General features: G+C 45.5%; 20 protein-coding genes. 14 read left to right on the top strand and 6 right to left on the bottom strand.

Translation table 11 applies throughout. The features are described from left to right. Window positions 1–211: 211 nt before the first annotated feature. Complete coding sequence (locus NDA03_RS00100; RefSeq protein WP_348236949.1) at window positions 212–3,478, bottom strand: EAL domain-containing protein; 3,267 nt, start codon at window positions 3,476–3,478, stop codon at window positions 212–214. 457 nt (window positions 3,479–3,935) lie between these two features. Further along, the gene (locus NDA03_RS00095) at window positions 3,936–5,828 is read right to left on the bottom strand and encodes a PAS domain S-box protein (RefSeq protein ID WP_348236948.1); all 1,893 of its coding nucleotides are present in this window, start codon (window positions 5,826–5,828) and stop codon (window positions 3,936–3,938) included. A gap of 481 nt (window positions 5,829–6,309) precedes the next feature. Here NDA03_RS00095 and NDA03_RS00090 point away from each other — a divergent pair, with 481 nt between their 5' ends. Next, window positions 6,310–6,744: a DUF2358 domain-containing protein gene (locus tag NDA03_RS00090; RefSeq protein WP_348236947.1), complete on the top strand. Its 435-nt coding sequence runs from the start codon at window positions 6,310–6,312 to the stop codon at window positions 6,742–6,744. A 62-nt stretch (window positions 6,745–6,806) separates the two neighbouring features. On the opposite strand, the gene NDA03_RS00085 is transcribed toward NDA03_RS00090, so the two are convergent. After that, on the bottom strand, window positions 6,807–8,885 hold the full coding sequence (locus NDA03_RS00085; RefSeq protein WP_348236946.1) for a PAS domain S-box protein: 2,079 nt from the start codon (window positions 8,883–8,885) through the stop codon (window positions 6,807–6,809). A gap of 395 nt (window positions 8,886–9,280) precedes the next feature. Between NDA03_RS00085 and NDA03_RS00080 the strand changes: the two genes are divergently transcribed. Beyond that, window positions 9,281–9,535: a DUF4212 domain-containing protein gene (locus NDA03_RS00080; protein WP_190984559.1), complete on the top strand. Its 255-nt coding sequence runs from the start codon at window positions 9,281–9,283 to the stop codon at window positions 9,533–9,535. Between the two features lie 8 nt (window positions 9,536–9,543). Then, complete coding sequence (locus tag NDA03_RS00075) at window positions 9,544–11,217, top strand: sodium:solute symporter family protein (protein ID WP_190413485.1); 1,674 nt, start codon at window positions 9,544–9,546, stop codon at window positions 11,215–11,217. Window positions 11,218–11,622: 405 nt separating this feature from the next. Here the strand turns inward: NDA03_RS00075 and NDA03_RS00070 are convergent, their stop codons facing one another. Next, window positions 11,623–12,981 carry a hypothetical protein gene (locus NDA03_RS00070; RefSeq protein WP_348236944.1) on the bottom strand — a complete coding sequence of 453 codons (1,359 nt, stop codon included), beginning with the start codon at window positions 12,979–12,981 and terminating at the stop codon, window positions 11,623–11,625. A gap of 891 nt (window positions 12,982–13,872) precedes the next feature. Here NDA03_RS00070 and NDA03_RS00065 point away from each other — a divergent pair. Beyond that, window positions 13,873–14,370 carry an HNH endonuclease gene (locus NDA03_RS00065; RefSeq protein ID WP_190413489.1) on the top strand — a complete coding sequence of 166 codons (498 nt, stop codon included), beginning with the start codon at window positions 13,873–13,875 and terminating at the stop codon, window positions 14,368–14,370. 220 nt (window positions 14,371–14,590) lie between these two features. Here NDA03_RS00065 and NDA03_RS00060 read toward each other — a convergent pair whose 3' ends face one another. Continuing rightward, on the bottom strand, window positions 14,591–14,833 hold the full coding sequence (locus NDA03_RS00060; RefSeq protein WP_348236943.1) for a hypothetical protein: 243 nt from the start codon (window positions 14,831–14,833) through the stop codon (window positions 14,591–14,593). Window positions 14,834–14,836: 3 nt separating this feature from the next. Between NDA03_RS00060 and NDA03_RS00055 the strand changes: the two genes are divergently transcribed. The 9 genes from NDA03_RS00055 (at window position 14,837) to NDA03_RS00015 (ending at window position 23,085) form a co-directional block, all read left to right on the top strand. Further along, window positions 14,837–16,129: a bifunctional oligoribonuclease/PAP phosphatase NrnA gene (locus NDA03_RS00055; protein WP_348236942.1), complete on the top strand. Its 1,293-nt coding sequence runs from the start codon at window positions 14,837–14,839 to the stop codon at window positions 16,127–16,129. Between the two features lie 57 nt (window positions 16,130–16,186). After that, window positions 16,187–16,678: a phosphohistidine phosphatase SixA gene (sixA, locus tag NDA03_RS00050; RefSeq protein WP_348236941.1), complete on the top strand. Its 492-nt coding sequence runs from the start codon at window positions 16,187–16,189 to the stop codon at window positions 16,676–16,678. 94 nt (window positions 16,679–16,772) lie between these two features. After that, entirely contained in the window at window positions 16,773–17,909 is a 1,137-nt protein-coding gene (locus NDA03_RS00045) for a citrate synthase (RefSeq protein WP_190413495.1), read from the top strand. Window positions 17,910–18,079: 170 nt separating this feature from the next. After that, window positions 18,080–18,205: a DUF4351 domain-containing protein gene (locus NDA03_RS00040; RefSeq protein ID WP_199292304.1), complete on the top strand. Its 126-nt coding sequence runs from the start codon at window positions 18,080–18,082 to the stop codon at window positions 18,203–18,205. 240 nt (window positions 18,206–18,445) lie between these two features. Beyond that, complete coding sequence (gene nuoH / locus NDA03_RS00035; RefSeq protein WP_190430307.1) at window positions 18,446–19,564, top strand: NADH-quinone oxidoreductase subunit NuoH; 1,119 nt, start codon at window positions 18,446–18,448, stop codon at window positions 19,562–19,564. Window positions 19,565–19,659: 95 nt separating this feature from the next. After that, window positions 19,660–20,247 (top strand): NAD(P)H-quinone oxidoreductase subunit I, encoded by a 588-nt coding sequence (gene ndhI, locus NDA03_RS00030; RefSeq protein ID WP_190413501.1) that lies wholly within the window; start codon window positions 19,660–19,662, stop codon window positions 20,245–20,247. Between the two features lie 93 nt (window positions 20,248–20,340). After that, entirely contained in the window at window positions 20,341–20,973 is a 633-nt protein-coding gene (locus NDA03_RS00025) for an NADH-quinone oxidoreductase subunit J (protein ID WP_190413503.1), read from the top strand. Between the two features lie 15 nt (window positions 20,974–20,988). Then, on the top strand, window positions 20,989–21,300 hold the full coding sequence (gene nuoK, locus NDA03_RS00020; protein ID WP_190413505.1) for an NADH-quinone oxidoreductase subunit NuoK: 312 nt from the start codon (window positions 20,989–20,991) through the stop codon (window positions 21,298–21,300). Window positions 21,301–21,765: 465 nt separating this feature from the next. After that, window positions 21,766–23,085, top strand: coding sequence for a 3-isopropylmalate dehydratase large subunit (locus tag NDA03_RS00015; RefSeq protein ID WP_190413508.1), 1,320 nt, complete (start codon window positions 21,766–21,768; stop codon window positions 23,083–23,085). Window positions 23,086–23,268: 183 nt separating this feature from the next. Here the strand turns inward: NDA03_RS00015 and NDA03_RS00010 are convergent, their stop codons facing one another. Next, window positions 23,269–23,526 (bottom strand): hypothetical protein, encoded by a 258-nt coding sequence (locus tag NDA03_RS00010; protein ID WP_190435729.1) that lies wholly within the window; start codon window positions 23,524–23,526, stop codon window positions 23,269–23,271. A 149-nt stretch (window positions 23,527–23,675) separates the two neighbouring features. On the opposite strand from NDA03_RS00010, the gene NDA03_RS00005 reads away from it, so the two are divergent. Continuing rightward, window positions 23,676–25,370, top strand: a complete 1,695-nt coding sequence (locus tag NDA03_RS00005; RefSeq protein ID WP_348236940.1) for an NACHT domain-containing protein — start codon at window positions 23,676–23,678, stop codon at window positions 25,368–25,370. Window positions 25,371–25,435: the final 65 nt, after the last annotated feature.

The following is a 25,435-nucleotide window of genomic DNA, read 5'->3' as shown; positions in this document are numbered from 1 at the left end:
TCCAACCTTTTTCGGTTGAATATGTATTTATACTTATTGTATTTATTTTTTCTGATTTGAACCCAAGAAATTATTAAATTTGTGAGGAAAACGAGCAGCAAAGAGAACGCATACGCCAAGACCCGGAACGCAATTCAGGGGATGCTCTCGTTACTGTCTCTATAGGGTGTTAGGAAAATCCACATTCTCAGAACAAAACAGCCGATTTTTCTCACCACTGATGCTCTGCCGCCATGAATGTCTCGACAGATGCAACATCCAGAGGTCGGGAGAAAAAGTAACCTTGTCCATACTCGCATTGCAGGGTTCTGAGTTGGGCAAGTTGCTCTGCTGTTTCTACTCCTTCTGCCACCACATCCAAACCCAAGTTGTGAGCCAGTGTGATAATGGTACGGACAATCTCCCAATTCTCGCTATCACTGCTCATTCTACCGACGAAAGAGCGGTCAATTTTCAACGTATCAATCGGAAATCGGTGCAGATAACTTAAAGATGAATAACCCGTGCCGAAGTCATCAATATAGAGTTGGACGCCTAGTTTTTTCAATTGTAAGAGGGTCGCGATCGCAGATTCAGCATTTTCCATCACGGCGCTTTCAGTGATTTCTAACCGCAAACAGCCAGGATCTAAACCTGTTTCTTCTAAAATCTGATGGATTGCTTGAGCGAGATGAGGTTGCGTAAACTGTTTGCTCGATAGATTTACGCTAACAGTTAATGGTTGATGGTTGATGGTTAATGGTTTGTTGCCAGGAACACCGGATGATGAATCATTAACAAGTTGTTTTTGCCATACATACATCTGACGGCACGCTTCCTGTAATACCCACCAACCGATAGGAACGATTAGTCCAGTTTCTTCTGCTACTGGAATAAACTCAGCTGGAGAAATCAAACCGCGTTCTGGATGCTGCCAGCGCGCTAGAGCTTCAAATCCAGTAATTTGACCTGTGGAGAGCGAAACAATGGGCTGGTAGTGAAGTAGAAACTCTTGGCGATTAACAGCCTGCCTCAAGTCAGTTACTAACTGCAAAAGTTCCACAGCGCGAGTGTGCATCGTCATGTCGAAGACCTCATGACGCGCTCTACCCAATGCCTTAGCACGATACATGGCAATGTCGGCATCGCGTAAGAGGTCTTGCGGCTGGTGAGAATCTGTAGTGTTAAAGGCAATGCCAATACTGGCACTGGTAAAGACTTCCTGCCCGTTTAGGTTAAAAGGTAAAGCGAGTTCATTTTGAATTTGGTTCGCAATGCGGGTGGCGTCACTCACATCTTGAATATCTTCTAGAAGAATCGTGAACTCATCTCCCCCAAGACGGGCAACCATATCTCCAGGACGCAGACACCTCTGGAGCCTGTAAGCGATTTCGACAAGTAGTTGATCGCCGATTGTATGTCCAAGGCTGTCATTAATCACCTTAAAGCGATCGAGATCCAGAAACAGTACAGCAAACAAGTAATCTTGACGCCGTTTTGTCAGCTCAACCAAATGTCCGAGCCGCTCCATGAATAGAGCGCGGTTGGCTAAACCTGTCAGCTTATCGTGAAAGGCATCGTGGATTAATAGATCCTCTACCAGTTTGCGATCGCTAATATCTGTAGCAACACCCAGCACTTGTCGGGCTTTTCCATCTGGCGAGACTAGAGATTTCTTGGTGGTTTGAAACCAACGCACGTTGCCTGTAGAGTCGGTGAGGGTCTCCTCAGAAATGATTTTTTCCGTTTCTCCTATTATCACTTCTCTGTCATCAGAGAGAAACCGTTCTACTTCCTCAAAATTCGGATTGAAATCTGCATCGGTTTTGCCAAGCAAATTTTCAACGGTTGTTCCATAAATACTTGCTAATGCTTTGTTAACCAGAGTAAATTTTCCGTCCCAGTCTTTGACAAAAATTAAATTTGGGGTGGAGTCAATCACATTGCGAAGAAACTCTTGTTGTACTCTAAGTGCTTCTTCTGCTTGCTTGCGGCTGGTAATATCTCGGCTCACAGCGAGGAGACATTGCTGATTGTCAAAGTCAATAATCTCTGCTGATAGTAATGCCACACGCGCCTCACCTGATTTTGTAAGGAAGGTAAATTCTATGTTGCGAACAGACCCTTCCTCCAGCAATATCTGCTTCATGCGATCGCGCTGCTCCTGATTTGCCCAAATCTTCAGCTCAACTGTGGTGCGACCGATGATTTCTTCGCGGGTATAACCAGTAATGTTTAGCAAGCTATCGTTGACTTCAACAAGGCGTCCCTCTGCCACCGTACTGATAGTGATTGCGTCAGGAGTGGAACGGAAGGCTTTAAAGAATCTCTCTTCTGATGCCCGCCGCGCCGCTTCTGCTCGCTGGCGCTCTTCCATTTCGGCTTGTAATGTCTGATTCGCTTTTTCTAGCTCTTGGGTTCGTTCCCAAACCCGATTTTCTAGCTTTTCGTGCGCTTTCTGGAGTGCGGTTTCTGTCCGCTGGCGCTCAATGGCAATTCCTGCTAAGTTTGTCGCTATTTCAATCAGTTGTAAATCATAAGAATTAGGGGTGCAAGGCTGGGAGTCGTACATGGCAAAAGTACCCAACACCTTGCCATCCGAATTAAGAATTGGTGTAGACCAACAAGCTCGCAGTTCGTTGCTCAACGCTAACTCGCGGTAATCTTGCCACAACGGATCGATGGCAATATCTGAGACAATTACAGGCTCCTTCCAATAGGCAGCTGTCCCGCAAGAAACAACACGCGACCCAATGGCGATTCCGTCAAGGGCACGATTATAGCTTTCTGGAAGACTAGGTGCTGCGGCATGGCGGAGATTGCGCCCATTTTCATCCAGAAGTAGAACGGAACATCGCATTTTACTGGAATGTTTCTCAATATTGCGGCATAAGACGTTCAGGACGCTATTGAGAGAGTCTCCTCTAGCAATCATTTCCAGTACACGCTTCTGACTAGCTAAGAGACTTTCTGCTTGCAAGCGCTCAGCGATCGCTTGTCGCATATTTACTAAATTACGTCTTAGTTCCAGTTGCGCTACGACCTGACGACTCAGTGCTAAGAGGGCTTCTTGCTGCTCAGGCTTGAGTTGACGCGGCACAAAGTCGATCGCGCACAGCGTTCCCAGCGCATAACCGGCGGGTGTGATTAAAGGCGCACCTGCATAAAAGCGAATATTGGGGTCAGTCGTTACCAAAGGGTTCGTGGCAAACCGTTGGTCGGCTAATGCATCTGAGACGATAAACAAATCGGTTTGCAGAATAGCATGGGAGCAAAAAGCGATATCTCGCGGTGTTTCTGATACTTCCACACCGACTTTTGACTTGAACCACTGCCGATTCGCATCGACGAGGCTGATTAGCGCAATTGGTGTTCCGCAAATATGTGCAGCCACACGAGCTAGATCGTCGAAAGCCTGTTCGGGAGCCGTATCAAGAATCTCATACTGCTGGAGGGCTTTCAGCCTTCCTGCTTCATGGCTAGGCATAGGCGCTTTCACGCAGGATATTTCTCCAGATTCGATGCTTGCGACATTTTTGCTGGCACTAGCTTTGGTTATTTTTTGGGATATAGCTTCAAATATACCTATCCGGCTCAGATTTCCCATATTCTGTTTTTCCTCAGCTAGGTTAGTTATATTTATATTCGTAACTTTTACTTTTACCTTAATTTACATAGGTTCTTGAGGGATCTAAGTCACAAAAATTTCGTTTTTCTGTCACAAATTCCCTTAATAAGTTTTTAATTTTATTAATTTTTAGATGTAGAAAGTTAGTCTGTATACAGGATCACAAAGATTATTTAATTAATCTATTTACAACTTGGCTCGGTAGCAAAAATGCTGCTTATTTAAATTTTTGTATTCTAGCTGGAGCAACTGCAAAATTCAGCAACCGTGAAAATACGGGGATTTTATTGTCTTTAGCAAAGAGTTGCCTAATTTTTTATAAATTTTATCAAGATTTATACGGCTCTAAAAACAAGGCAGATGGCTTCACTAAAGCAGGCTGCCGACTGGTCTGGTGAATGGGAATTTCGATGGTAAATTCTGCCCCTTGTCCCGCTGCGGAAATACATTTTAATTGACCACCGTGTTTTTCCACAATCTGATAACTAATGGATAACCCCAACCCCGTGCCTTTGCCGATGCTTTTTGTGGTAAAGAACGGATCGAACACTCGTTGCTGCACCTCTTGACTCATACCAGGGCCGTTATCAGCGATGTAGATTGCTACCTGATTGGTGTTTAGCATTTGAGTATGAATCCGAATCGTAGGTAATTGTTCATGGGTACTTTCTTCCCCATGATTCACAACCCGTGACCCATTCCCGATTGCCTCTTCGAGGGCATCAATTGCATTGCTGAGAATATTCATAAACACTTGGTTGAGCTGACCTGGGTAGCACTCGACTAGCGGCAACTTGCCATATTCTTTGACCAGTTGAATGCCTAAAGTGCCTCCGACTTGTTTCAAGCGATGCTGCAAAATCAGCAAAGTGTTTTCAATTCCCTCATGAATATCAACGACTTTCATTTCCGCTTCATCCAGTCGGGAGAAGTTACGCAGCGACAAGACAATTTGGCGGATGCGTTCTGCTCCCACCTTGATCGACGCCAGCAGCTTTGGGAGATCGTTCTTCATAAATTGGAAGTCGCTCATCTCTACATAGGCTTGAATTTCAGGAACCGGATGAGGATAGTGTTTCTCGTAGAGGGACAGCAGGTTGAGCAGTTCCTGAGTATAGTCGCTGATGTGGGTGATATTGCCGTAGATGAAGTTGACTGGGTTATTAATTTCGTGAGCAACTCCGGCGACTAACTGCCCCAAACTGGACATTTTTTCGCTTTGAACGAGCTTCGCTTGGGTTTGTTGAAGTTCTCGAAAAGCTTGTTCTAGCTGGTTTGTTTGTTGTCTCAATTGCGCTTCCGATTGCCGTAAGGCTTCCTCGGCGGCTTTACGTTCGGTAATGTCGGTAATCATTCCTAAGACACCGATGTATTGTCCTGTTTGATCGAAGATGGGATTTGTAGCAACAATCGCCCACAAGTTACAGCCATCTTTACGGGTGAATTTAAAGTCATGTTGTTCTTTAATTCCTTGGCGGCGACGTTCCATCTGAGCGATCGCGATCGCCTGACCTTCTTCATCCATGAATGCAAATAAAGTCTGACCTAGCATCTCAGGGATGGTATAGCCTAGCATTTGGGCCATCTGATTGTTCGCAAAAGATGTATTGCCTGCGGTGTCGAGAACCCCGATTCCCTCAGTCGTGGTTTCGACAATGCGACGATATTGCGCTTCGCTTTCCCTTAACGCCGCTTCTGTCTGCTGGCGTTCGACAATTTCCTGTTGTAACAAGATGTTGGCAGATTGTAGCGCCGCAGTCCTTTCTTCAACTCGTCTTTCTAACTCTAATGTGAGTTTTCGTAGTTCTTCTTCAGTGGCTTGGCGCTCGGCAATTTCCTTTTCTAGTGTGTTGTTGGCAGTTTCCAATAGCGCTGGACTAGGAAATGTAAGTGCTTGAGGAATTAAGGGCATTAGCATCAACGCCGTATACACAGAAACCCCAGCCGTAAAGGCTTTCAAGAATCCTGATAACCAATAATACGGATGCCACAGCGTCGCCACCTCTGCTAGATGCGTCGTACCGCACGCAACAATGAACGTTCCAAACAACAGGAATATCCCATAAAAGGGCATATCTCGCCTTTTGGAGACAAAATATACCAGCATGATTGGAATCGAATAATAAGCGACTGCGATCAAAATATCAGATGTAATGTGCAGCCACACTAATCCAGGCTTCCACAGGTAACAATGCCCGTGGGGAATAAAATCTTTTGACAAAAAATTTTGCACAAATTTTAGCATCAAGATTTATGGCTGTAATAGTTTTTACATTTAATATTCAATTTGTATCTTATCTTGGAATATTTCATATATTTGTTGATTTTCATGAATAAGGTAACAATTTGCTTACAATTTGTGCAAACAATCGACTTTGACTATTTATGTGTTAATCGACAGATTTCAGAGAAATTACGGATAGCTAGCAGGTCATCTAGACAGCAACTATCAGTTTATTTTTAGGCAGAAAACTTTTGACTAGAAATCTTTGTCGCTAACGCCCTGACACAGCATTAGCTGGAGATACCGTCTACTGTAGAATTTCGGATCTTTTATTACTTTGTAAGCGATCGCATCCATAGACAAGAAGCAATCGATGAAAATCGATGTAAAATCGCAGCTGGTCTAGAATCCGGTTTTCTGCAAAAAAAGAAGTTAAAAAGCCGCTAAAATCATCACTGTGCCGCTGGTTGAGGAGAGAATGCGGGTGGAATATCAATTACAAGTAGAACAAGTGGTGGAAACGCTTAAAAAGGATCTACCCATGCTTTTTGAAAGAGATATTTCCTACGACATTTATACGCAGGATATCTACTTTGAAGATCCAGTGAATAAATTTAAATGGAAATTCAACTATCGGATTATCTTTTGGACGTTGCGATTTCACGCGCAGCTATTTTTTACAGAAATATTTTTCGATCTTCATGATGTAGCGCAGATAGACGAAGAGACGATTAGGGCGAATTGGACTGTACGCGGTGTTTTGCGCCTTCCGTGGAAACCTCGCCTATTTTTTAATGGCTACTCTACGTATAAACTTAATAAAGATGGTTTAATTTACAATCACATAGATACATGGGATCGCAAACCCAGCGAGATTTTGAAGCAGTTCCTAGAAAAGGGAGGAAATATCTAAGCTCAAATTTAAATGAATGCCTTGATTTTATAAATTATTTTGATAAAAATAATTTATAGATTTTATGAAGCTTGAACGAGAGAATTAATTGCCTCTACTTTAGAGCCACAGTTACTTGAATAAAGCGTAACAGCAAAGGTTGTTCCCACTCCAATTTCACTGTTTACTGAAATTTTTCCACCGTGTAAATCTACACAATTTTTTACGATAGAAAGTCCTAATCCAGTACCCGGAATCGTCCCCACATTATCAGCTCGATGAAAAGATTCAAATAACCGTGTTCTGGCTTCGGGAGGAATGCCGATTCCTTTATCTCGGATGGAAAAAAGTGCTGTTCCTTGTTCGCAAACTAAGTCGAACTGAATATTGCCGCCTTTCGGGGAATACTTGATGGCATTTGAAAGCAAATTCGTAAAAATTTGCCGAAGCAACTTTTCATCCATACAAAAATGGGTACTTTGACCTTGACAAGCGAAAGCGATCGCGTGTTGCTTGCTAATTGTCACTTGGATATCTTCCACGAGGTCGTGACAGAACTTTTCTAAATCTAAAGGTGCTGGATTAAAGGCAAGCTTCTTGGCTTCGGCTTTACCAATAAACAACACATCATCTAATAGATGGGTCATATTCTTGGCAGCTGCTTGAATGCGAGCAAAATACTCGCGTTTTTTTTCTTCACTTGCTTGATGTGGGAAACGTTCTAGTAATCTGGCAGATAGAATGATGATGCTCAACGGGGTGCGAAATTCGTGGGATACGGTGGTAACAAAGCGAGAACGCAGTTCGCAGAGTTCCCGTTCTTTTTCCATCGCATTCCGTATTTCAGCATCAGCTCGTTTCCGCTCGGTGATGTCTTCAACCATGCCTAATTCATAGAGGATTTCTCCAATTTCATTCCGGATTACTGTTACCGTTAACTTCACCCAGCAAATTTCTTGGTTTTTCTTGATATAACGTTTCTCAAGCTGATAGCTGTCTATGTCTCCCTGAATGATTTGCTTGAGATAAGGCGTTTCTATTTCCAAATCTTCAGGATGGTTAATATCAAAAAGGTCAAGGGTTGTCAGTTCTGACTCCGTGTAACCCAAAATTTCACAAAAGGCTCGATTTACCATGAAAAACCGATAGTCAGGTTTTCTGACTAAGGTGATACCGATAGGAGCATCATCAAAAACTCGACGAAATCTTTCTTCGCTCTCGCGCCGTGCTGCTTCTGCACGCTGGCTTAGCGCAGCGTGTCGCAGGCTTTGGCTAATTTCGTCCCGGAGTTGCTCGTTGACCTGTTGTAATTCTGCTGTACGCTCTTCTACTCTCTTTTCTAGTTCTTCGTTGGCTTCTTTTAGGGCGGCGGCTGCCCACTTTTGACTGGTAATATCTCTGACAGTGCTGAGGATTGCATCCACACTGGCATCTGGATTATGGATGGGGGTGATATTGTACTCGTAGTGCCTGAAACCCTCGATGGCGGGAAGGTAAGCTTCGCCAGTCATCGGTTGCCCAGTAGAAAATACTGTCTGATGGTGCGCTTCAATTGACCCCATATTTTCCGGTTGCAAGCCGAGTTCTTGCCATGTCTTCCCCACTATGTCACTACGCTGGAACCCCAGTGCCTTGGCACCTGCAACGCTAGTATCGGCATATTTTCCCGCTCTATCGATCAGATAAATCTGATCTGGAGAAGCTGAGAGAATTTGGTCGAGGTTTGTGGATTGTTGCTTAACTTGGGCGGTGAGTTGTTGTAGTTCTAACTCAACGGCTTTATGCTCGGTGATATCTTTGGCAACTGCATAGAAGCATCCATTTTGATGCGGTAACGTTCTCCAAGACAGCCATCGATAGCTGCCATCCTGGCAGAGATAGCGATTTTCAAAATGAGCGATCGCATTGTCAGCAGATTCTCCGGATGCGGTTAGCGTTGCATTAACATCATCTGGATGGACAAATTCAATCCAAGGGCGCGACATCAATTCTTCCAGCGTCCAGCCCAAAATGCTCTCCCAGGCGGGGTTGAGTTTCTGGAAGTACCTATCTTGCCCGCAAATGCCTAAGAGATCGAGGGACAGGTTAAAAAATGCATTGAGTTCGGACTCTGCTTTCGCCAGCGGCTCAGTCGGTTCGCTTGGATGCTTGGGATTGTTCACAGTAGCCCTCTTGGATGTTTACTCCCCGTTATCTTTTATTAGTATTCCCATCGCTTCCGACAAATAATGCAGAGTATTCATCCCAATTCTTACAAAATTTTGCATTTTGTTTTTAGAATCCCAATTTATGTATTTACTCGGAAGCGATCGCGGATTTTCTGCCACTTCCTAAGTTTAAGAAGCTGAAGCATTGCGGTATACGCTGAGCATGTAAGTGTAAATCTTCAAAAACCCGGATTTTGTAGGAACTGAAGTTATCTCCCTCCGGGATTTTACGTTTAGTTTTACGAGATGTTTCGCTGCTAGGTGGCTGCATCAAAAGAGCGCGATCGCGTCCACTCCTGATAATCTAATCAAATTATTCTCTTTTGAGGTTCTGGCAACCGCAAAAATCTATGCATCAAGATAAACGTCAGGCTTACTGGCAAGCCAATACTGCTTTAATTCGGAATCTTTTGATCGTTTGGGCGCTAGTATCCCTCGTTTTTAGCATTCTGTTAGTTGAGCCATTGAATGCGGTGCGTTTTGGTAACGTTCCTCTCGGCTTTTGGATGGCACAGCAGGGTTCTATTTTTGTCTTTGTAGGGCTGATTTTCATCTACGCCGTGCAGATGGACAAGCTCGATCGCAAATACGATATCGATGAGTGAGGGAAAGAATGTCAGTTGAAATCTGGACTATTTTATTGGTTAGTCTTTCTTTCATTGGGTACCTCTACATCGGTTGGCAGTCACGCGTTAAAGAAAGTGCAGGCTTTTTCGTGGCGGGACGTGGAGTCCCACCCATCGCCAACGGTGCAGCAACAGCAGCAGATTGGATGTCGGCGGCGTCGTTTATCTCAATGGCAGGGTTGATTTCCTTCTTGGGTTACGACGGCTCGATCTATCTGATGGGTTGGACGGGTGGCTATGTTCTGCTGGCGTTGTTGCTGGCTCCCTATTTGCGGAAGTTCGGTAAATATACGGTGCCGGACTTTGTGGGCGATCGCTATTACTCCAATGTCGCCCGTTTAGTGGCAGTTGTGGCGGCAGTTTTTGTTTCCATGACCTACGTCGCTGGACAGATGCGGGGTGTGGGAATTGTGTTCAGCCGCTTCTTGCAAGTGGATGTAAGCACTGGCGTGATCATTGGGATGGTGATTGTCGGCTTTTTCTCCGTTTTAGGGGGAATGAAGGGAATTACCTGGACTCAGGTGGCACAGTACGGCGTGTTGATTATTGCCTACTTGATTCCCGCGATCGCGATCGCCATGCTGCTCACCGGCAACCCGATCCCCCAACTGGCGTTCCCTTTTAGCGATATTGTCCCGAAATTAAACCAAATCCAGGTTGACCTCGGTTTTCAGGAATACACCAAACCGTTTGTCAACAAATCGATGCTGGATGTTTTGTTTACCACCATTGCTTTGATGGTGGGAACTGCGGGACTTCCCCATGTCATCGTGCGCTTTTACACAGTTCCTGATGTCCGTGCGGCGCGTTACTCAGCGGGTTGGGCGCTGCTATTTATCGCGATACTCTACACTAGCGCCCCCGCGCTCGCAACGTTTGCCCGTTATAACCTGATCGACAGTTTGCACAACCAGACGATTCAGGAAATTCATCAACTCGACTGGGTGAACAAGTGGGAAAACACCAAGCTGCTTACCTTTGAAGATAAGAACGGGGATGGGCGGATTCAGCTAACGCCCGATAAAGCTACTAGCGAGATCGGCATCGATCCGGATATTATCGTTCTCTCGACGCCAGAAGTGGCAAAACTCGCTCCTTGGGTGATCGGCTTGGTGGCGACGGGAGGATTAGCGGCGGCGCTGTCTACCGCATCCGGCTTGCTTTTGGTAATCTCTAGTGCGGTTGCTCACGATATCTACTACCGCATCATTAATCCAGGTGCGTCAGAATCGCTGCGAGTGATGGTGGGTCGAATTATGGTCGGGTTTGCGATCGCAATTGCCGGATACTTCGGCATCAATCCCCCCGGTTTTGTGGCGCAGGTGGTGGCTTTTGCCTTTGGTTTAGCCGCAGCCAGCTTTTTCCCAGTCATCATTTTAGGTATCTTCGACAAACGGACAAATCGGGAAGGCGCGATCGCCGGGATGTTAGCTGGTCTTATCTTTACCATCTCCTACATTGCGGGTGTCAAATTTTATGGGATGTCACCCTGGTTTTTCGGCGTTTCTGCTGAGGGAATTGGCACCTTGGGCATGGCGATCAACTTTGTTGTCACCTGGGTTGTTTCGCGTCTAACTCCGCCACCGCCGCTGGAAATACAGGAAATGGTGGAAGAGTTACGCACGCCAGGTGGGGAACCAGTCGCTTCGTCAAGCCATTGATCCTCGTTTGGATTTTAGATTTGGGGGTTTGGACGACCAAACAAGCGCCGCAACATAACTTCAAAATTGGCACAAGCGGCAGATCTACAACAAAATGGTATAAATCAACACACAGGTAGGGGTGATTCATCAATCGCCCCTTTTTTGTAGCCTGGTGGAGTAATTTTTTGAGACTCTCTACGTAGATGCGATCGCTTTACAGGTCTACTAACGCTAGCTCTACAGGTCTACCAACTTATACCCATTCATTTTACTGGCGCTACACTTACGATTTTCTTTTTGCTCCCTTGTGAAGAGGGTTGGGATTTCTGATGGCTAGCATCACAAGGAAAAATTAGTATTGAAGTAAGTTCCACCATCCCGCTTTAAACAGGTAGTCCTCTAGAGCCACTACCAAGTTTCCGGTTACTTCCGATACTTCCGAGAGAAAACTCGATAACCCTTCCCATCAATACTACCCGACGGAGAGAGACTATCTTCCTCCATATTGACTAAATCGAATTGAACATTTTCTGTATAAATTGTTAAAGTAATTCTGATTACTTCTAAAAAGTTAATCACCCAAGAACATTCTTCTTGCGAATATTCTTCATAGTATTGAATCAATTTAGCCAAACAAACTTCTAAATGAGTCCGAGTGGGAGGACAAATTAGAATAATTTTCAGCAGTAGGATTGCTAGAGTAACCGATTTTCCTTCAGAAGCTAATGAAACGAACAGAGAAGAAGGTTCTCCATTATTCTTGATCGTTAAACATTCAATTACCCGTTTACAGGTTTTAATCAGCAGAAGGCTATTGATCTCTTCTTCATCAGCCTCTTTATAGATAAATTCTAATATTTTCCACAAATTAGTTTTTAAAGTCTCTACCTGACCTTGGCTTTCAGTCGAATAAAATAAATATTTTAGCAAGCCTTGTTTAAAATGCTTGTATTTCAATTCTTTGGTTTGTTTTAAAAAAATATTTGCAATGTTTTCATAGCTAAACATTCCACGTCTAGCGATAACTTTTTTAACTAAACGGAGTGCTTGATCGCCCAAAGCCGTAGGATTTTGGTTTTTCTTATTGTTAAATCCCCTAGACTCAGAATGAGCTGTGTACATTGCCAGATCAAACTTAAACTGGTCTTTCAACTGCTTTGATAAGCCTTTAGCAGCTTGGCGCTGTTCTTCAGAATTTTTCTTATTAACATACTGAGGCGCTAACAAATAAGATGTATAACGGCTCTTCCAATGGTCTTGCTCTCGATTTTCATATCTAGAAACAAATAGCTTAAGTTCCTCGTAATCTTGGCTATTAACGAAATCTGCAAGCCAAGCTTTTAGACATTTTACAGTTGGAGATGAGATGCTATCACAGTTAGCAGAATTAGAAATTAATTGAATTAAATCTTTTAAGGCTTGGTAGTGGCGAGCCAATATCCAGTTATTGAGAAGAATATAACAAGAACGCTTTAATGTATTTTTAAATTCTTCTTCGTTTTTAGAATCAACAATTGTTTTAAGTGCTTGCAGATGTGCTGAACCAATCGCCTTGACTGGATTAATAAATAAAGTTTTAAACTCATACAGAACTAAATCTGGTGCCCATTGTTTAACAATGTCCAAAAAAAACTGACAAATTATTTCCTGAGGATCTGGAATCTTCGGCACCAGCTTGTTTGAATTAATAAGTGGTTCAGTCTGATGAGTATCTAATAAGACATCCTTAAGTGTGGATGTCTTAAGAACTCTTGAGTGCTTACTGGTTGCTTGAACTTGCATTGCGCTATCGAGAATTCTTTATTCTAAATGTAAACTTTTTCTTTAGAGGATTTGGTGATTGAAAACCTTGATAGCGTATGATAGTCGCCTCATGACTTAGTGAGGCTGGATACCGCATGAATGTGACGCCTGTCACGCAGACGTCACATTCATGCGGGTAGCAAGTTTTTACACAGCGCGCTTTTTAGCATGATTGCCGCCCGTACAGGACTTCTCAGCCTACATCAAGAAGCGGGTGAATGCTGAGTAGTATGCTCTTTCATCTGATTAAGGCGCGGGGTATCATCTATGTCAAAGTATGTCAAAGGCAATGACCATAGAACTACCAATCTCTTTACCCCTAGAAACCGTACTATCTTAACAGGGTGCCCGAAAAGTATGGCAGGTAGGCATTGCTCGCCTAATTTCATGCAACGTCAAAGCAAAAAAAATCCCGACTTCCTATAGCAGCCGGAGTTCTGAAAGGCTGGCATCTTCCAACTGAAATTAGGATTGCGATAAGAGAACGCTTGAAAATCTATTGATACAGTTATTAGTTTTTATATTTTTAAATTAATTTTTTATCTTTAAAAAAAATTAATTTAAAGGATAAGTCACGTTTATAGCAACGATTAGAAAAAGTTAATGTAAAGACGGAATGTTGAAGAAGCATTTTCGGGACTCAAAGACAAAATTTAAGTGTTATTCAACTATAGTTTTCTCTTAAGAGAACTGTTAGAAGCTGTCGTATAGCAGTGTTGAGGTCTGAAATCGGCAGGCTGAGGAGTGAGGTCTGAGGTTTGAATGAAAACAGGAATGCTCTCCTACTCCCTCTCTATCTCTTGAGCCTGACAGCGTTTGGGTTAACTGTGTTACCATCTGGAAAAATCTTCTCAATATCTCAATCACCCTATGGGCAAGGTTCTGGTGTTAAACGCCTCTTATGAACCGCTCAACATCACCAGCTGGCGGCGGGCTGCTGTCTTGTTGATCAAAGGGAAAGCAGAGCGGGTTGAACACAACGGCAAATACGTCTACTCAGAGTTTCCACTCCCGACGGTTATTCGGCTGCGCTACTATGTCCGGGTTCCTTATAAGGAAATTCCCCTGACTCGTCGAAATATCCTCCACCGCGATAGTCATTCTTGTCAATATTGCGGTTATACCGGGGACGATTTAACGCTCGATCATGTAATTCCCCGCTCTCGTGGCGGCGGCGATACCTGGGAAAACATTGTCACCGCTTGCGTGCGCTGCAATGTCAATAAAGGCAGCCGCACCCCCAAGGAAGCCAACATGATTTTGCGGCAGCCGCCTCGCAAGCCTTACAGTAGTCTGCACTTTGAAGTTGCGAAACACCTCAAAAGTGGTACGCATCAGGAGTGGAAAAAATATGTGATCGGCCTTTAGCCCCCTGCATTTAAATCAACTGCGGGGGGTTTTAAAATTTGGCTAGTCAAGAGACTGGCAAGTACGGGTGGTGCCCCTAGGACTGGGGGCGGAGGAACATTGCACTCTTCCTTAACCCCTCATTGCCAATCGGTAGCCATGAAAGAGCAAGAGCGCAACTGTAAAAGGTCAAGACCGGAAAACGCGACCGCAGGGGGAGTGTCGTTTGCCAGTTTTTTTGTCAAGATCTATGAATAGGTAGCTCTATATCAAGACAAGCGTAATCACGGCGTCTCTGGAAACCTGTTTTCGCAGTAAAGAGGCGAGTTTTCGCGGCATTTACAAGGGTTTCTGTACTGCGCTTTTTTCTGCCCTTTGGGCGATTGACTGAATCTGTCAAATACTTGGCAGGAAGCGTGAGGAGAGAGACTGTTGCAGCAACTGGAATACTAATTTTATAGCTTTGCACACCTGCATTATCCATAATATGCGATCTAATTTGCTCAAGCCTCTCAATGGTTCTCCAATCGCCGCCGAGTCAAAGCCTATAGACACCAAGCCAGATTCGGAATCTGTGGTTGAAATTCAACGAACAGAGGCGGCTCCCACACATACAGTAAATGGATCTGGTAATTATTCAGCAAGAGGGTCGAGCGAACCCCCACTGGAAAGAATCGTGGAATCGCTACGACAGACTTTAGAGCGTCACCGGGGCGATCGTCATCTGGTAATTTTGCAAGATTTTCCCGACCCGGATGCCCTTTCGGGCGCTTGGGCGTATCAACTGATTGCCAAGCAGTACAACATCCAATGCGAAATTGTGTACGCTGGCACTCTCAGCCACCAAGAAAATATTGCTCTGGTTAAACTTACAGGCTTACCCGCAAAACGCTTGGGCGTCCAGTGCCTGAAGGAAAAGGAGAAGGACTTGTCGGTGTATCAGGGTTGTGTTCTGATTGATAACCAGGGCACGACCTGTCAATTGCTGCCTTGGGTACAAAAGGCAGGAATCCCGATTACGGTTGTGATTGACCATCACAGTATACAGACGGAACTTCATGCTGAATTTACGGATATTCGCCCTTCTACACGAGCAACGGCGACGATTTTAACCCAGTACCTCCAAGGAGGGTTGCTCAAGCTGGATAGCGGTATTGGCGAACACGTAAAATGTGCGACAGCACTGATGCATGGTCTGAGGTCAGACACGAACCGGCTGATGCAAGCTCAGGAAGAGGATTTTCTAGCTGCCGGGTATCTCAGCCGTTTTTATGACGCCCAGCTGCTGAATGCAGTCTTGCAGGCGTATCGCTCAAAACGGGTGATGGATGTAATCGAGCGATCGCTAACCAACCGCACTGTCCAAAATAACTTCTCTATCGCTGGTGTTGGCTATCTTCGCTATGAAGACCGAGATGCCATCCCCCAAGCGGCAGACTTTCTCGTGACAGAAGAAAACGTCCACACGGCTGTCGTCTACGGAATCGTCCACGACGAAGACGAAGAATTGGAAGTCGTAATTGGCTCCCTGAGAACCAGCAAGCTGACTCTCGACCCTGACGAGTTTATCAAAGAAGCCTTTGGGCAAGACAATCAAGGACGCTTTTTTGGCGGCGGACGACTTTCCGCGGGTGGCTTTGAAATTCCGATGGGGTTCTTGGGCGGCTTCAATGAAAATTCTGAGTACGCCAAGATGAAATGGGAAGTTTTTGACACCCAAATCAAGCAAAAGCTGCTTCGGTTGGTCAACCCAAAAGACCATCTGCTTCATGGGGAGTAGAAGCGAGTGGAAGAATGGAAATTGCGACTCTTCCATTCTTCCATCAGCAATTAACCTATGAAACTTTATTTGATCCGCCACGGAATCGCCGCCGAGCCATCTGAGGACGTCAAAGATGAAACGCGATCGCTGACCCATGAGGGACGCAAGAAAACCGCTAAAGTAGCAAAACGACTGGATGAAATCGGTGTGCGCTTCGACCTGATCCTCACCAGTCCCTTGGTGAGGGCACGCCAAACCGCCAAAATTTTCGTCGCCGCCAGTTTGTGTCCCCATCTAGAAGAATCAATCGACTTGGCTCCTGGGGGTGGCATCCAAGCTTGGCTGAGATGGTTAGAGGAATGGCGGCGAGCGGGTGGATCTCAATTAGCCTTAGTAGGTCATCAACCTAACTTGGGAAATTGGGCAGAAATTTTGGTGTGGGGCGATACCCAAGAAGCGCTAATTTTGAAAAAAGCAGGCATGATTGGATTAAGCCTTCCAGAAACTCAGTCTCCCGTGGGTCATAGCCAGATGTTTTTGCTTTCCTCACCCAAGTGGCTGTTGTAATCCCCGTTTAGAAATTCTGGTAAAACTAGCGACTACAAAAACGGTTTCTGGTAAGGTAACTTGAGTATGTTCCCCTCACCCAATCCGTAGCAACATGACTGTCTGCGAGTATAAACCAGGTTTAGAAGGCATTCCCGCTGCCCAATCCAGTATCAGCTATGTCGATGGAAAACAGGGAATACTAGAATATCGCGGCATTCGCATCGAAGACCTCGCAGAAAAGAGTACCTTCCTAGAAACGTCGTATTTATTAATTTGGGGTACGCTCCCCACGAAGGAAGAACTTGAGGCCTTTGAAAGTGAAATTCGCTATCATCGGCGGATCAAATATCGCATCCGGGACATGATGAAGTGTTTTCCGGAAACCGGGCATCCAATGGATGCGCTGCAAGCTTCTGCCGCTGCTTTGGGTTTGTTTTACTCCCGTCGCGCTTTAGATAACCCTGCTTACATTCGGGAAGCGGTGGTGCGTCTCTTAGCCAAAATTCCCACAATGGTGGCAGCTTTCCAACTGATGCGGAAAGGCAACGACCCCGTGCGCCCTCGCGATGATTTGGACTATTCTGCCAACTTCTTGTATATGCTGAACGAGCGAGAACCCGACCCCCTTGCGGCGCGGATTTTCGATGTCTGCTTGACGCTTCATGCAGAACATACGATGAACGCTTCTACCTTCTCGGCACGGGTGACGGCTTCAACCCTGACCGACCCCTACGCAGTCGTTGCCTCAGCGGTGGGAACTTTAGCAGGGCCATTGCATGGAGGGGCGAATGAAGAAGTCATCACCATGTTAGAAGAAATTGGCTCAGTGGCAAATGTTACTGCGTGGCTAGAGGATGCCTTACAGCGCAAAGCGAAAATTATGGGCTTTGGTCATCGCGTCTACAAAGTGAAAGACCCGCGAGCGACAATTCTCCAAAACTTGGCAGAACAACTGTTTGAGAAATTTGGTCACGATAAGTATTACGACATTGCTGTGGAGTTGGAAAGGGTACTTGAGGAAAAATTAGGCGAAAAAGGAATTTATCCAAACGTGGATTTCTATTCGGGTCTGGTTTACCGAAAGATGGGCATTCCTACAGATTTGTTTACACCCGTGTTTGCGATCGCTCGTGTTGCTGGTTGGCTGGCTCACTGGAAGGAACAGCTAGGAGAAAACCGCATCTATCGTCCGACTCAAATTTATAAAGGTTCTCGCGAAGCTGGCTACATTTCTATAGAACAACGATAGTCATCTAGAACCCGAAAAAACGCGATCGCTTCCGACAAAAATTGTATGGGGAAGCGATCGCGCTTTTTTTGTGGCGGAGATGGGAGGAGCGATCGCTGGTTCCGAAAATCGGGGTAGATGGGGAAGCTTACTGTTAATTGGTTGACCTTCGTAGGGATTAGTTGCCTCAGTTGACCAACAGATGCAAGAGCCGGATTCAACAGATACCCATCGCTCAATTAGAGGAGTTGGGTGAGGCGCTGTTGGATTTTACGGCACCGACGGATTTAGCCGTCTGGTTCGAGCAGTATCAGTGATAATTACACAGGCGATCGCACTTTCACCCGCCACAACAAGCGATCGCGCCTCCCTTCTTCCTGACCACAGAAAACTTTAACTTAAGGATAAGTAGAATTTCTTATTTGCTGCGCTGGGCTGGATGCGCTCCAACGATATACTAGGCTGTGTAGCTGAAAAAAATCTTCACAAAAGAACAGATAGATTGATTCGATACATCTTGTCTCGAATTGTCCTAGTAATTACTTCGTTCGGGAAACATGAACCCAGGTATTGACCTACAAGGAACTTTTATCCAATCCCTCAGGGATCTGGGCATCCCAGCAGGTGCCGCCAAAGCCATTTGGATGCCGCTGCCGATGTTTCTGATGATTATTGGTGCTACCGTAGGGGTGCTAGTGGTCGTCTGGCTGGAGCGGAAGATTTCTGCTGCGGCTCAGCAGCGAATTGGGCCAGAATTCGCCGGACCACTGGGTGTTTTGCAGCCGGTCGCCGATGGTCTAAAGCTGGTTTTCAAAGAAGATATTGTCCCAGCCAAGACCGACCGCTTGCTATTCACGCTAGGCCCAATCATCGTCGTCATCCCAGTGTTTTTGTCCTTCCTGATTGTGCCGTTTGGGCAAAACCTGGTAATCTCTAACGTCGGAATGGGCGTCTTTTTGTGGATTGCCCTCTCCAGCATTCAGCCGATTGGCTTGCTGATGTCCGGCTATTCTTCAAACAACAAGTATTCCCTACTAGGGGGTTTAAGGGCGGCAGCGCAGTCGATTAGTTACGAAATTCCCCTAGCGCTTTCCGTACTTGCGATCGCGATGATGTCCAACAGTCTTAGCACCATCGACATCGTAGAACAGCAATCTGGCTACGGCGTCCTCAGCTGGAACGTCTGGCGGCAACCCGTGGGTTTCCTCATCTTTTGGATTGCCGCTTTGGCAGAGTGCGAAAGACTCCCTTTTGACCTGCCAGAAGCAGAAGAAGAACTGGTTGCCGGTTATCAGACCGAATACGCCGGGATGAAATTCGGTCTATTTTATATCGGCTCTTACGTCAACCTCGTCCTCTCTGCCCTGCTAGTTGCAATCTTGTATCTAGGCGGATGGGAATTTCCGATTCCCCTCTCAATGTTAGGCGGCTGGCTAGGAGTTAATGAAACCAGTCCCTGGTTGCAGGTGATTGATGCATCACTGGGGATCACCATGACCCTCCTAAAAGCCTACTTCCTCGTTTTCATAGCGATTCTGCTGCGCTGGACTGTACCACGGGTTCGCATTGACCAACTGCTCGATCTAGGGTGGAAGTTTCTGCTCCCAGTGTCTTTAGTCAACCTGCTACTGACCGCAGCCCTAAAATTAGCATTTCCCGTTGCTTTTGGCGGGTAATTGGTAATCGGTAATCGGTAATAAGTCGTGGGAAAAATTACCTTTTTCTACAATCACCAATAACCGATTCTCTAATCAGAGAGAGACACAGAACAATGCTTAAGTTCCTCAAACAAGTTGGCGATTACGCCAAAGAAACCGTCCAAGCGGCTCGATATATTGGTCAAGGGTTGTCTGTAACCTTCGACCATATGCGGCGGCGTCCGATTACCGTGCAGTACCCCTACGAAAAACTCATTCCTTCCGAGCGTTTCCGGGGTCGAATTCACTTTGAATTTGATAAGTGCATTTCCTGCGAAGTCTGCGTGCGGGTTTGTCCCATCAACCTGCCAGTAGTAGATTGGGAGTTTGACAAAGCAAGCAAAAAGAAACTCCTCAAGCACTACAGCATCGACTTCGGAGTTTGTATCTTTTGCGGCAACTGCGTGGAATACTGCCCGACCAATTGCCTGTCAATGACCGAAGAGTACGAGCTTAGCACCTACGACCGTCACGAATTGAATTTTGACAACGTGGCACTGGGTCGTTTACCGTACAAAGTCACGCAAGACCCAATGGTGACGCCGCTGCGCGAACTTGTCTACCTACCCAAGGGCGTCATGGACCCGCACGACCTGCCAGAAGGTTCCCGTCGCCCCGGTCAGCTTCCAGCGGAAATTCTGGAACAAAAAACGGAAAAATAAAAGTGATTTGTCATTCGTCATTAGTCACTTGTAAAAAACTAATGATGAATGACGAATGACAAATAAACGATTGACTACTGACAAAGGACAAAAATGAATCTAGCTGAAGGCGTTCAGATTGTTTCGTTTGGCCTGCTGTCGCTAATGATGATTGGCTCAGCTTTAGGAGTGGTGCTGTTTACTAATATTGTCTACTCAGCCTTCTTACTGGGTGGAGTTTTTGTCAGCATCGCTGGGCTGTATCTTCTTCTCAATGCAGACTTTGTAGCGGCGGCGCAGGTTCTCATTTATGTTGGAGCGATTAACGTCCTGATTTTGTTTGCCATCATGCTGGTAAACAAGCGGGAAGATTTTGCACCCATTCGCAATCGCTGGATTCGCCAAGCATCAACGGCTTTGGTCTGTATCGGCTTGTTTGGGCTTCTGGGTACGATGGTGATCAGAACTCCCTGGACTTTAGCGGTCTTGACCACTCCCATTGAAAGTAGCATTGTGCAGATTGGTCTGCATTTCTTCAGTGACTTTTTGCTACCCTTTGAGTTGGCATCTGTGTTGTTGTTGATGGCAATGGTGGGCGCAATTGTTCTGGCACGTCGTGAGTATATTCCAGAAGAAATTTCACCTCAGCTAACTCAACCAACCTCTTTAACGTTGCCGGAACGTCCTCGCGAACTTTTGACGGTCGGCTCCGAAAGCGGTAAACTCCCCGCAGATACCAACACATAGAAACCAAGAAAACTCATGCACCTAGAACTTCAGTATTTTCTACTGCTAGCCGCTGCCCTCTTCTGCATCGGTATCTATGGCTTGATTACCAGCCGTAATGCTGTTCGCGTGCTGATGTCGATTGAATTGCTGCTGAATTCTGTCAACTTGAATTTAATGGCCTTTTCTAATTTTCTCGATCCTCAAGAAATTAAAGGTCAGGTTTTTTCCGTCTTTGTGATTACTGTTGCAGCTGCTGAAGCCGCGGTGGGTTTGGCGATTGTGCTGTCAATCTATCGCAACCGCGAGACGGTGGACATGGAGCAGTTTAATCTGTTGAAGTGGTAATGGTTAATGGGTAATGGGTAATGAGTGTTTTGAGTTGAAGAAAGCTCTTGAATTCAAAATTTAGACGCGATAATGGCGTCTCTAGAACTGAAAAGTTTTTACCTATACCAATTACCCATTATTCCTTACTAACAACGCCAGAAAAATCAGTGATTAATATTTAGGGATATAAATGTAGATTGATGAATCTACAATACAAGCGTTTTAATATTTATATTTATCTTCAGATTTATCTCCAGATTTATCTTCAGTAACGTTGAACCCTTATTTTTAGTTTTGCCTGATAAATTTGAGTGGTTAAAATCGTGGAAAGGTTGATAATAAAACATTTCAGGTATCCAGCCCACATCTACCCTTAGTATTAGTTGTCTGAAATACATTGTTATAGAATGACAGAGGGCTGGAGAAAATAGGCATTATCAAATAAAAGCGATCGCGTCTTTGCAAGGAAAGAGGAAAATAGCTATGGGGATGACTCTCACCGAAAAAATCTTGGCTCGTGCCTCTGGTCGGGCTATTGTCGAACCGGCGGAGAATATTTGGGTTAACGTTGATTTGTTAATGACCCATGACGTTTGTGGTCCCGGTACAATCGGGGTGTTCAAGCGCGAATTTGGCGCTGATGCCAAAGTCTGGGACAAAGAAAAAATTGTTTTGATTCCAGACCATTACATTTTTACTGCCGACGAACGCGCTAACCGCAACGTTGATATTCTGCGCGACTTTGCCAAAGAGCAAGACATTAAATATTTCTACGACATCACCGACCGAGCCGACTTTAAAGCCAATCCCGATTACAAAGGTGTTTGCCACATTGCCCTAGCACAAGAAGGTCACACCCGTCCTGGTGAAGTGCTGTTTGGTACCGATTCCCATACCTGTAACGCGGGCGCTTTTGGTCAGTTCGCCACCGGCATCGGCAACACAGACGCTGGTTTCATTATGGGCACCGGCAAGCTGCTGATCAAAGTCCCGGCGACGATGCGCTTTGTCTTTGAGGGCGAGATGCCGAATTACCTGTTGGCGAAAGACCTGATCTTGCAAATCATTGGAGATATTGGGGTTGCTGGAGCCACGTATCGGGCGCTGGAATTTGCCGGTACTACCATTAACGGTCTGTCGATGGAAGACCGGATGACGCTGTGTAATATGGCGATTGAGGCGGGTGGCAAAAATGGCACGGTCGCCCCGGATGAAACGACGTTTGAGTACGTCCGCGCCCGGACTGATAAGCCTTTCGAGCCAGTTTATACGGATGCTGATGCTCGTTTCTACTCGGATCGGCATTATGATGTCTCTAAGTTAGAGCCGGTCGTCGCGAAGCCCCATTCTCCAGATAATCGTGCTTTGGCGCGGGAATGCCGGGATGTCAAGATTGACCGAGTTTATATCGGTTCCTGCACTGGCGGCAAAACTTCAGATTTTATGTACGCTGCCCGTATTCTTAAGGGACAGCAGGTGAAAGTTCCTACTTATTTAGTACCGGCAACGCAGAAAGTCTACGAAGACTTATTCACCCAGAAGTACGAAGGGCAAACTCTGTCTGAGATTTTCTTGGCGGCTGGTTGCATTGAGCCTGCGGCACCTTCCTGCGCGGCTTGTTTGGGTGGTCCCAAGGATACTTTCGGTCGCGTGAACGAGCCGGAAATTTGCGTTTCTACGACTAACCGCAATTTCCCCGGACGGATGGGGAATAAAGAGGCGGGGATTTATCTGGCGTCGCCTTATACGGCTGCGGCTTCGGCGTTGACTGGATATGTAACCGACCCCCGCGATTTTATGTAGAGCAGTAGGAGAGAGGAATTCGGCACCTCACCCCCAACCCCTCTCCGTGAACGGAGAGGGGCAATATTGAGTGGCTCGACATTCGTGGAGAGGGGCAATATTGAATGGCTCGACCTTTGTAGGAGGGGCAGGGGTGGGGCTATGTACTCCATCCCATAGAGAATTGCTAGAGTGCTAGAGGCTTCAACCCAGGCTGTTAATCAGGTCAATATAATTGATCCAACCTTGAAAGATGTCTTGAATAGTCCCGCTATTTTCCTCAACAAACTGGCTACCTTCTTCTGAAAAAGGCGATGATGCGATCGCATCATCCAATTCGCCTAAAAGATCCGTCAAGACACTTCCTCCGACGCAAGTAGCGGCTGCTTCATCGGCAAGTTCTTCCCATAACGGGGACTCAGCAGAGATATTCGCTTGCGTGTTAATGGTGCTTTCGTTCATAAAAAACCTCTGGGCATCAAAATTATCTGATATCAACTCCATACTAATTGGTTGTCGCGATCGCTCTTTCGAGACTCGTATGCTGAAAGCGATCGCGCCAACACACTCGCTATACTCGTAGTCTACGGAATTCAGTAGGTGCGAGGATTATGGTGGATTGGTTAGTGGTCTGGGGAGTTCATACTGTTGCGGGATTTGTGTTTACAGAGGTGTTGACTCCCTTAGCCAAAGGAGCTTTAGAGGATTACGCTAAAGATTTTTTCAAAGACAGCATCAAGGATTTTACGGGATTATTCCAGAAAGATACCCTGCAAAAGGCAGCGGGTAAAGCTCTGAAGGAATTTTTGCAATTGGTGCAGCAGGAATTAGACAGTGCTGACCTTTCTGAGGAACAACTGAAACAATACACTGAATCGTTAAACAAATTTATTAACGATGCCTCAGTGAAAAAAATCCTGGGCAGTGGTTTTCAATATGACTGTCAAGCGATAGATACTAAGGAATTATCTAAAATTTGGTATCACCTTTATTTGTTGTCTTTACCAGAAGATTTTGATTGGGGACGGATTGGTAAGCTTTATCTCAAAAAGGTTAAAGCCATTATCCGGGAGTCGGATGAGTTACGCGCTATCTTTGACTCAAAAAATATAGAAGCTATTCAACAAAACACTAGAGAATTGGCTGGAGTTCCTACAGAATTTGACTTGAAGCGGTATCAGGAAGGGCTGCAAGAGCGATACGGGAATCTTAATTTAGATAGTTTAGATACGACTGTTTACGACTATCGAGAAAAACTTAAGGTATGGCAAGTTTTTATAGCACAGGATGTGCGGGAATGCCAGGAATATTTACCCCAAGTTTACGAGATTCCTAAAGAGCATCAAAAACGACTGAGAGAGAGTAACCAACTCGAAGCAGACGTTAACCCGGAGGAGTGGGAACGATACAAAGAAGTTTATTATCAACAGCCTGTTCGCTCAGTTTTGGATATTGTTAATGATTATCAAGCCTATCCCTATGTTGTAATTTTGGGCGATCCGGGTTCGGGGAAGTCCACATTGTTGCAATACATCGCTTTGAATTGGGCAAGAACGCCTCTCAATACTGTTATTGAACAGCCGATTCCGTTGCTGATTGAATTGCGGACTTACATTCGCAATCGCGACTCTAGTGAGTGCAAGGATTTTCTGGAATTCTTTCACAAAGGCTGTGGAATTGTCTGTCGCCTCAATCAGCATGAACTCCACGAACAGCTAAAAGCTGGCAAGGTTTTGGTAATGTTTGATGGGTTGGATGAAGTATTCGATCCGGCGAAACGGGAGGAGGTAATTACTGATATTCATCGCTTCACAAATGATTATCCGAAGGCGCGGATAATTGTCACTTCTCGCATTATTGGCTACAAAGCGCAACGGTTGCGAGATGCCCAGTTTCGTCACTTCATGCTGCAAGATTTAGAGATAGAGCAAATTGAGGACTTTATCTATCGATGGCATGAATTAACGTTCACCGATGAGGCTGATAAAGTTAGAAAACGGGAGCGACTGCAAAGGGCAATTAAGACTTCTTCAGCGATTGGAGAACTGGCGGGAAATCCTCTACTGCTGACAATGATGGCGATACTCAACCGCAATCAAGAATTGCCAAGAGATAGACCAGAACTCTACAACCAAGCCTCGCGGTTACTACTGCATCAATGGGATATAGAGCAGAAATTGTTAGAAAACCCGAAGGTGGATTCGGTAACGATTGACTATAAAGATAAGCAGGCGATACTGCGCCAGGTTGCCTACCGGGACTTAAACAGATTTCAAGCCCAAATAAAACCCAAAGCAGCTTTATAGGCTGAGAATACATCTCGATTAGCGTTCACCCACTCCATAAAACGGAAAGACATCGCTGTCCGAAA

This window comes from Trichocoleus sp. Lan (assembly GCF_039961855.1).
In the GTDB taxonomy this organism is placed as follows: domain Bacteria; phylum Cyanobacteriota; class Cyanobacteriia; order Cyanobacteriales; family FACHB-T130; genus FACHB-T130.
Note: the sequence above shows the minus strand (reverse complement) of the source record. Positions and strands in the feature narration are given on the sequence as shown.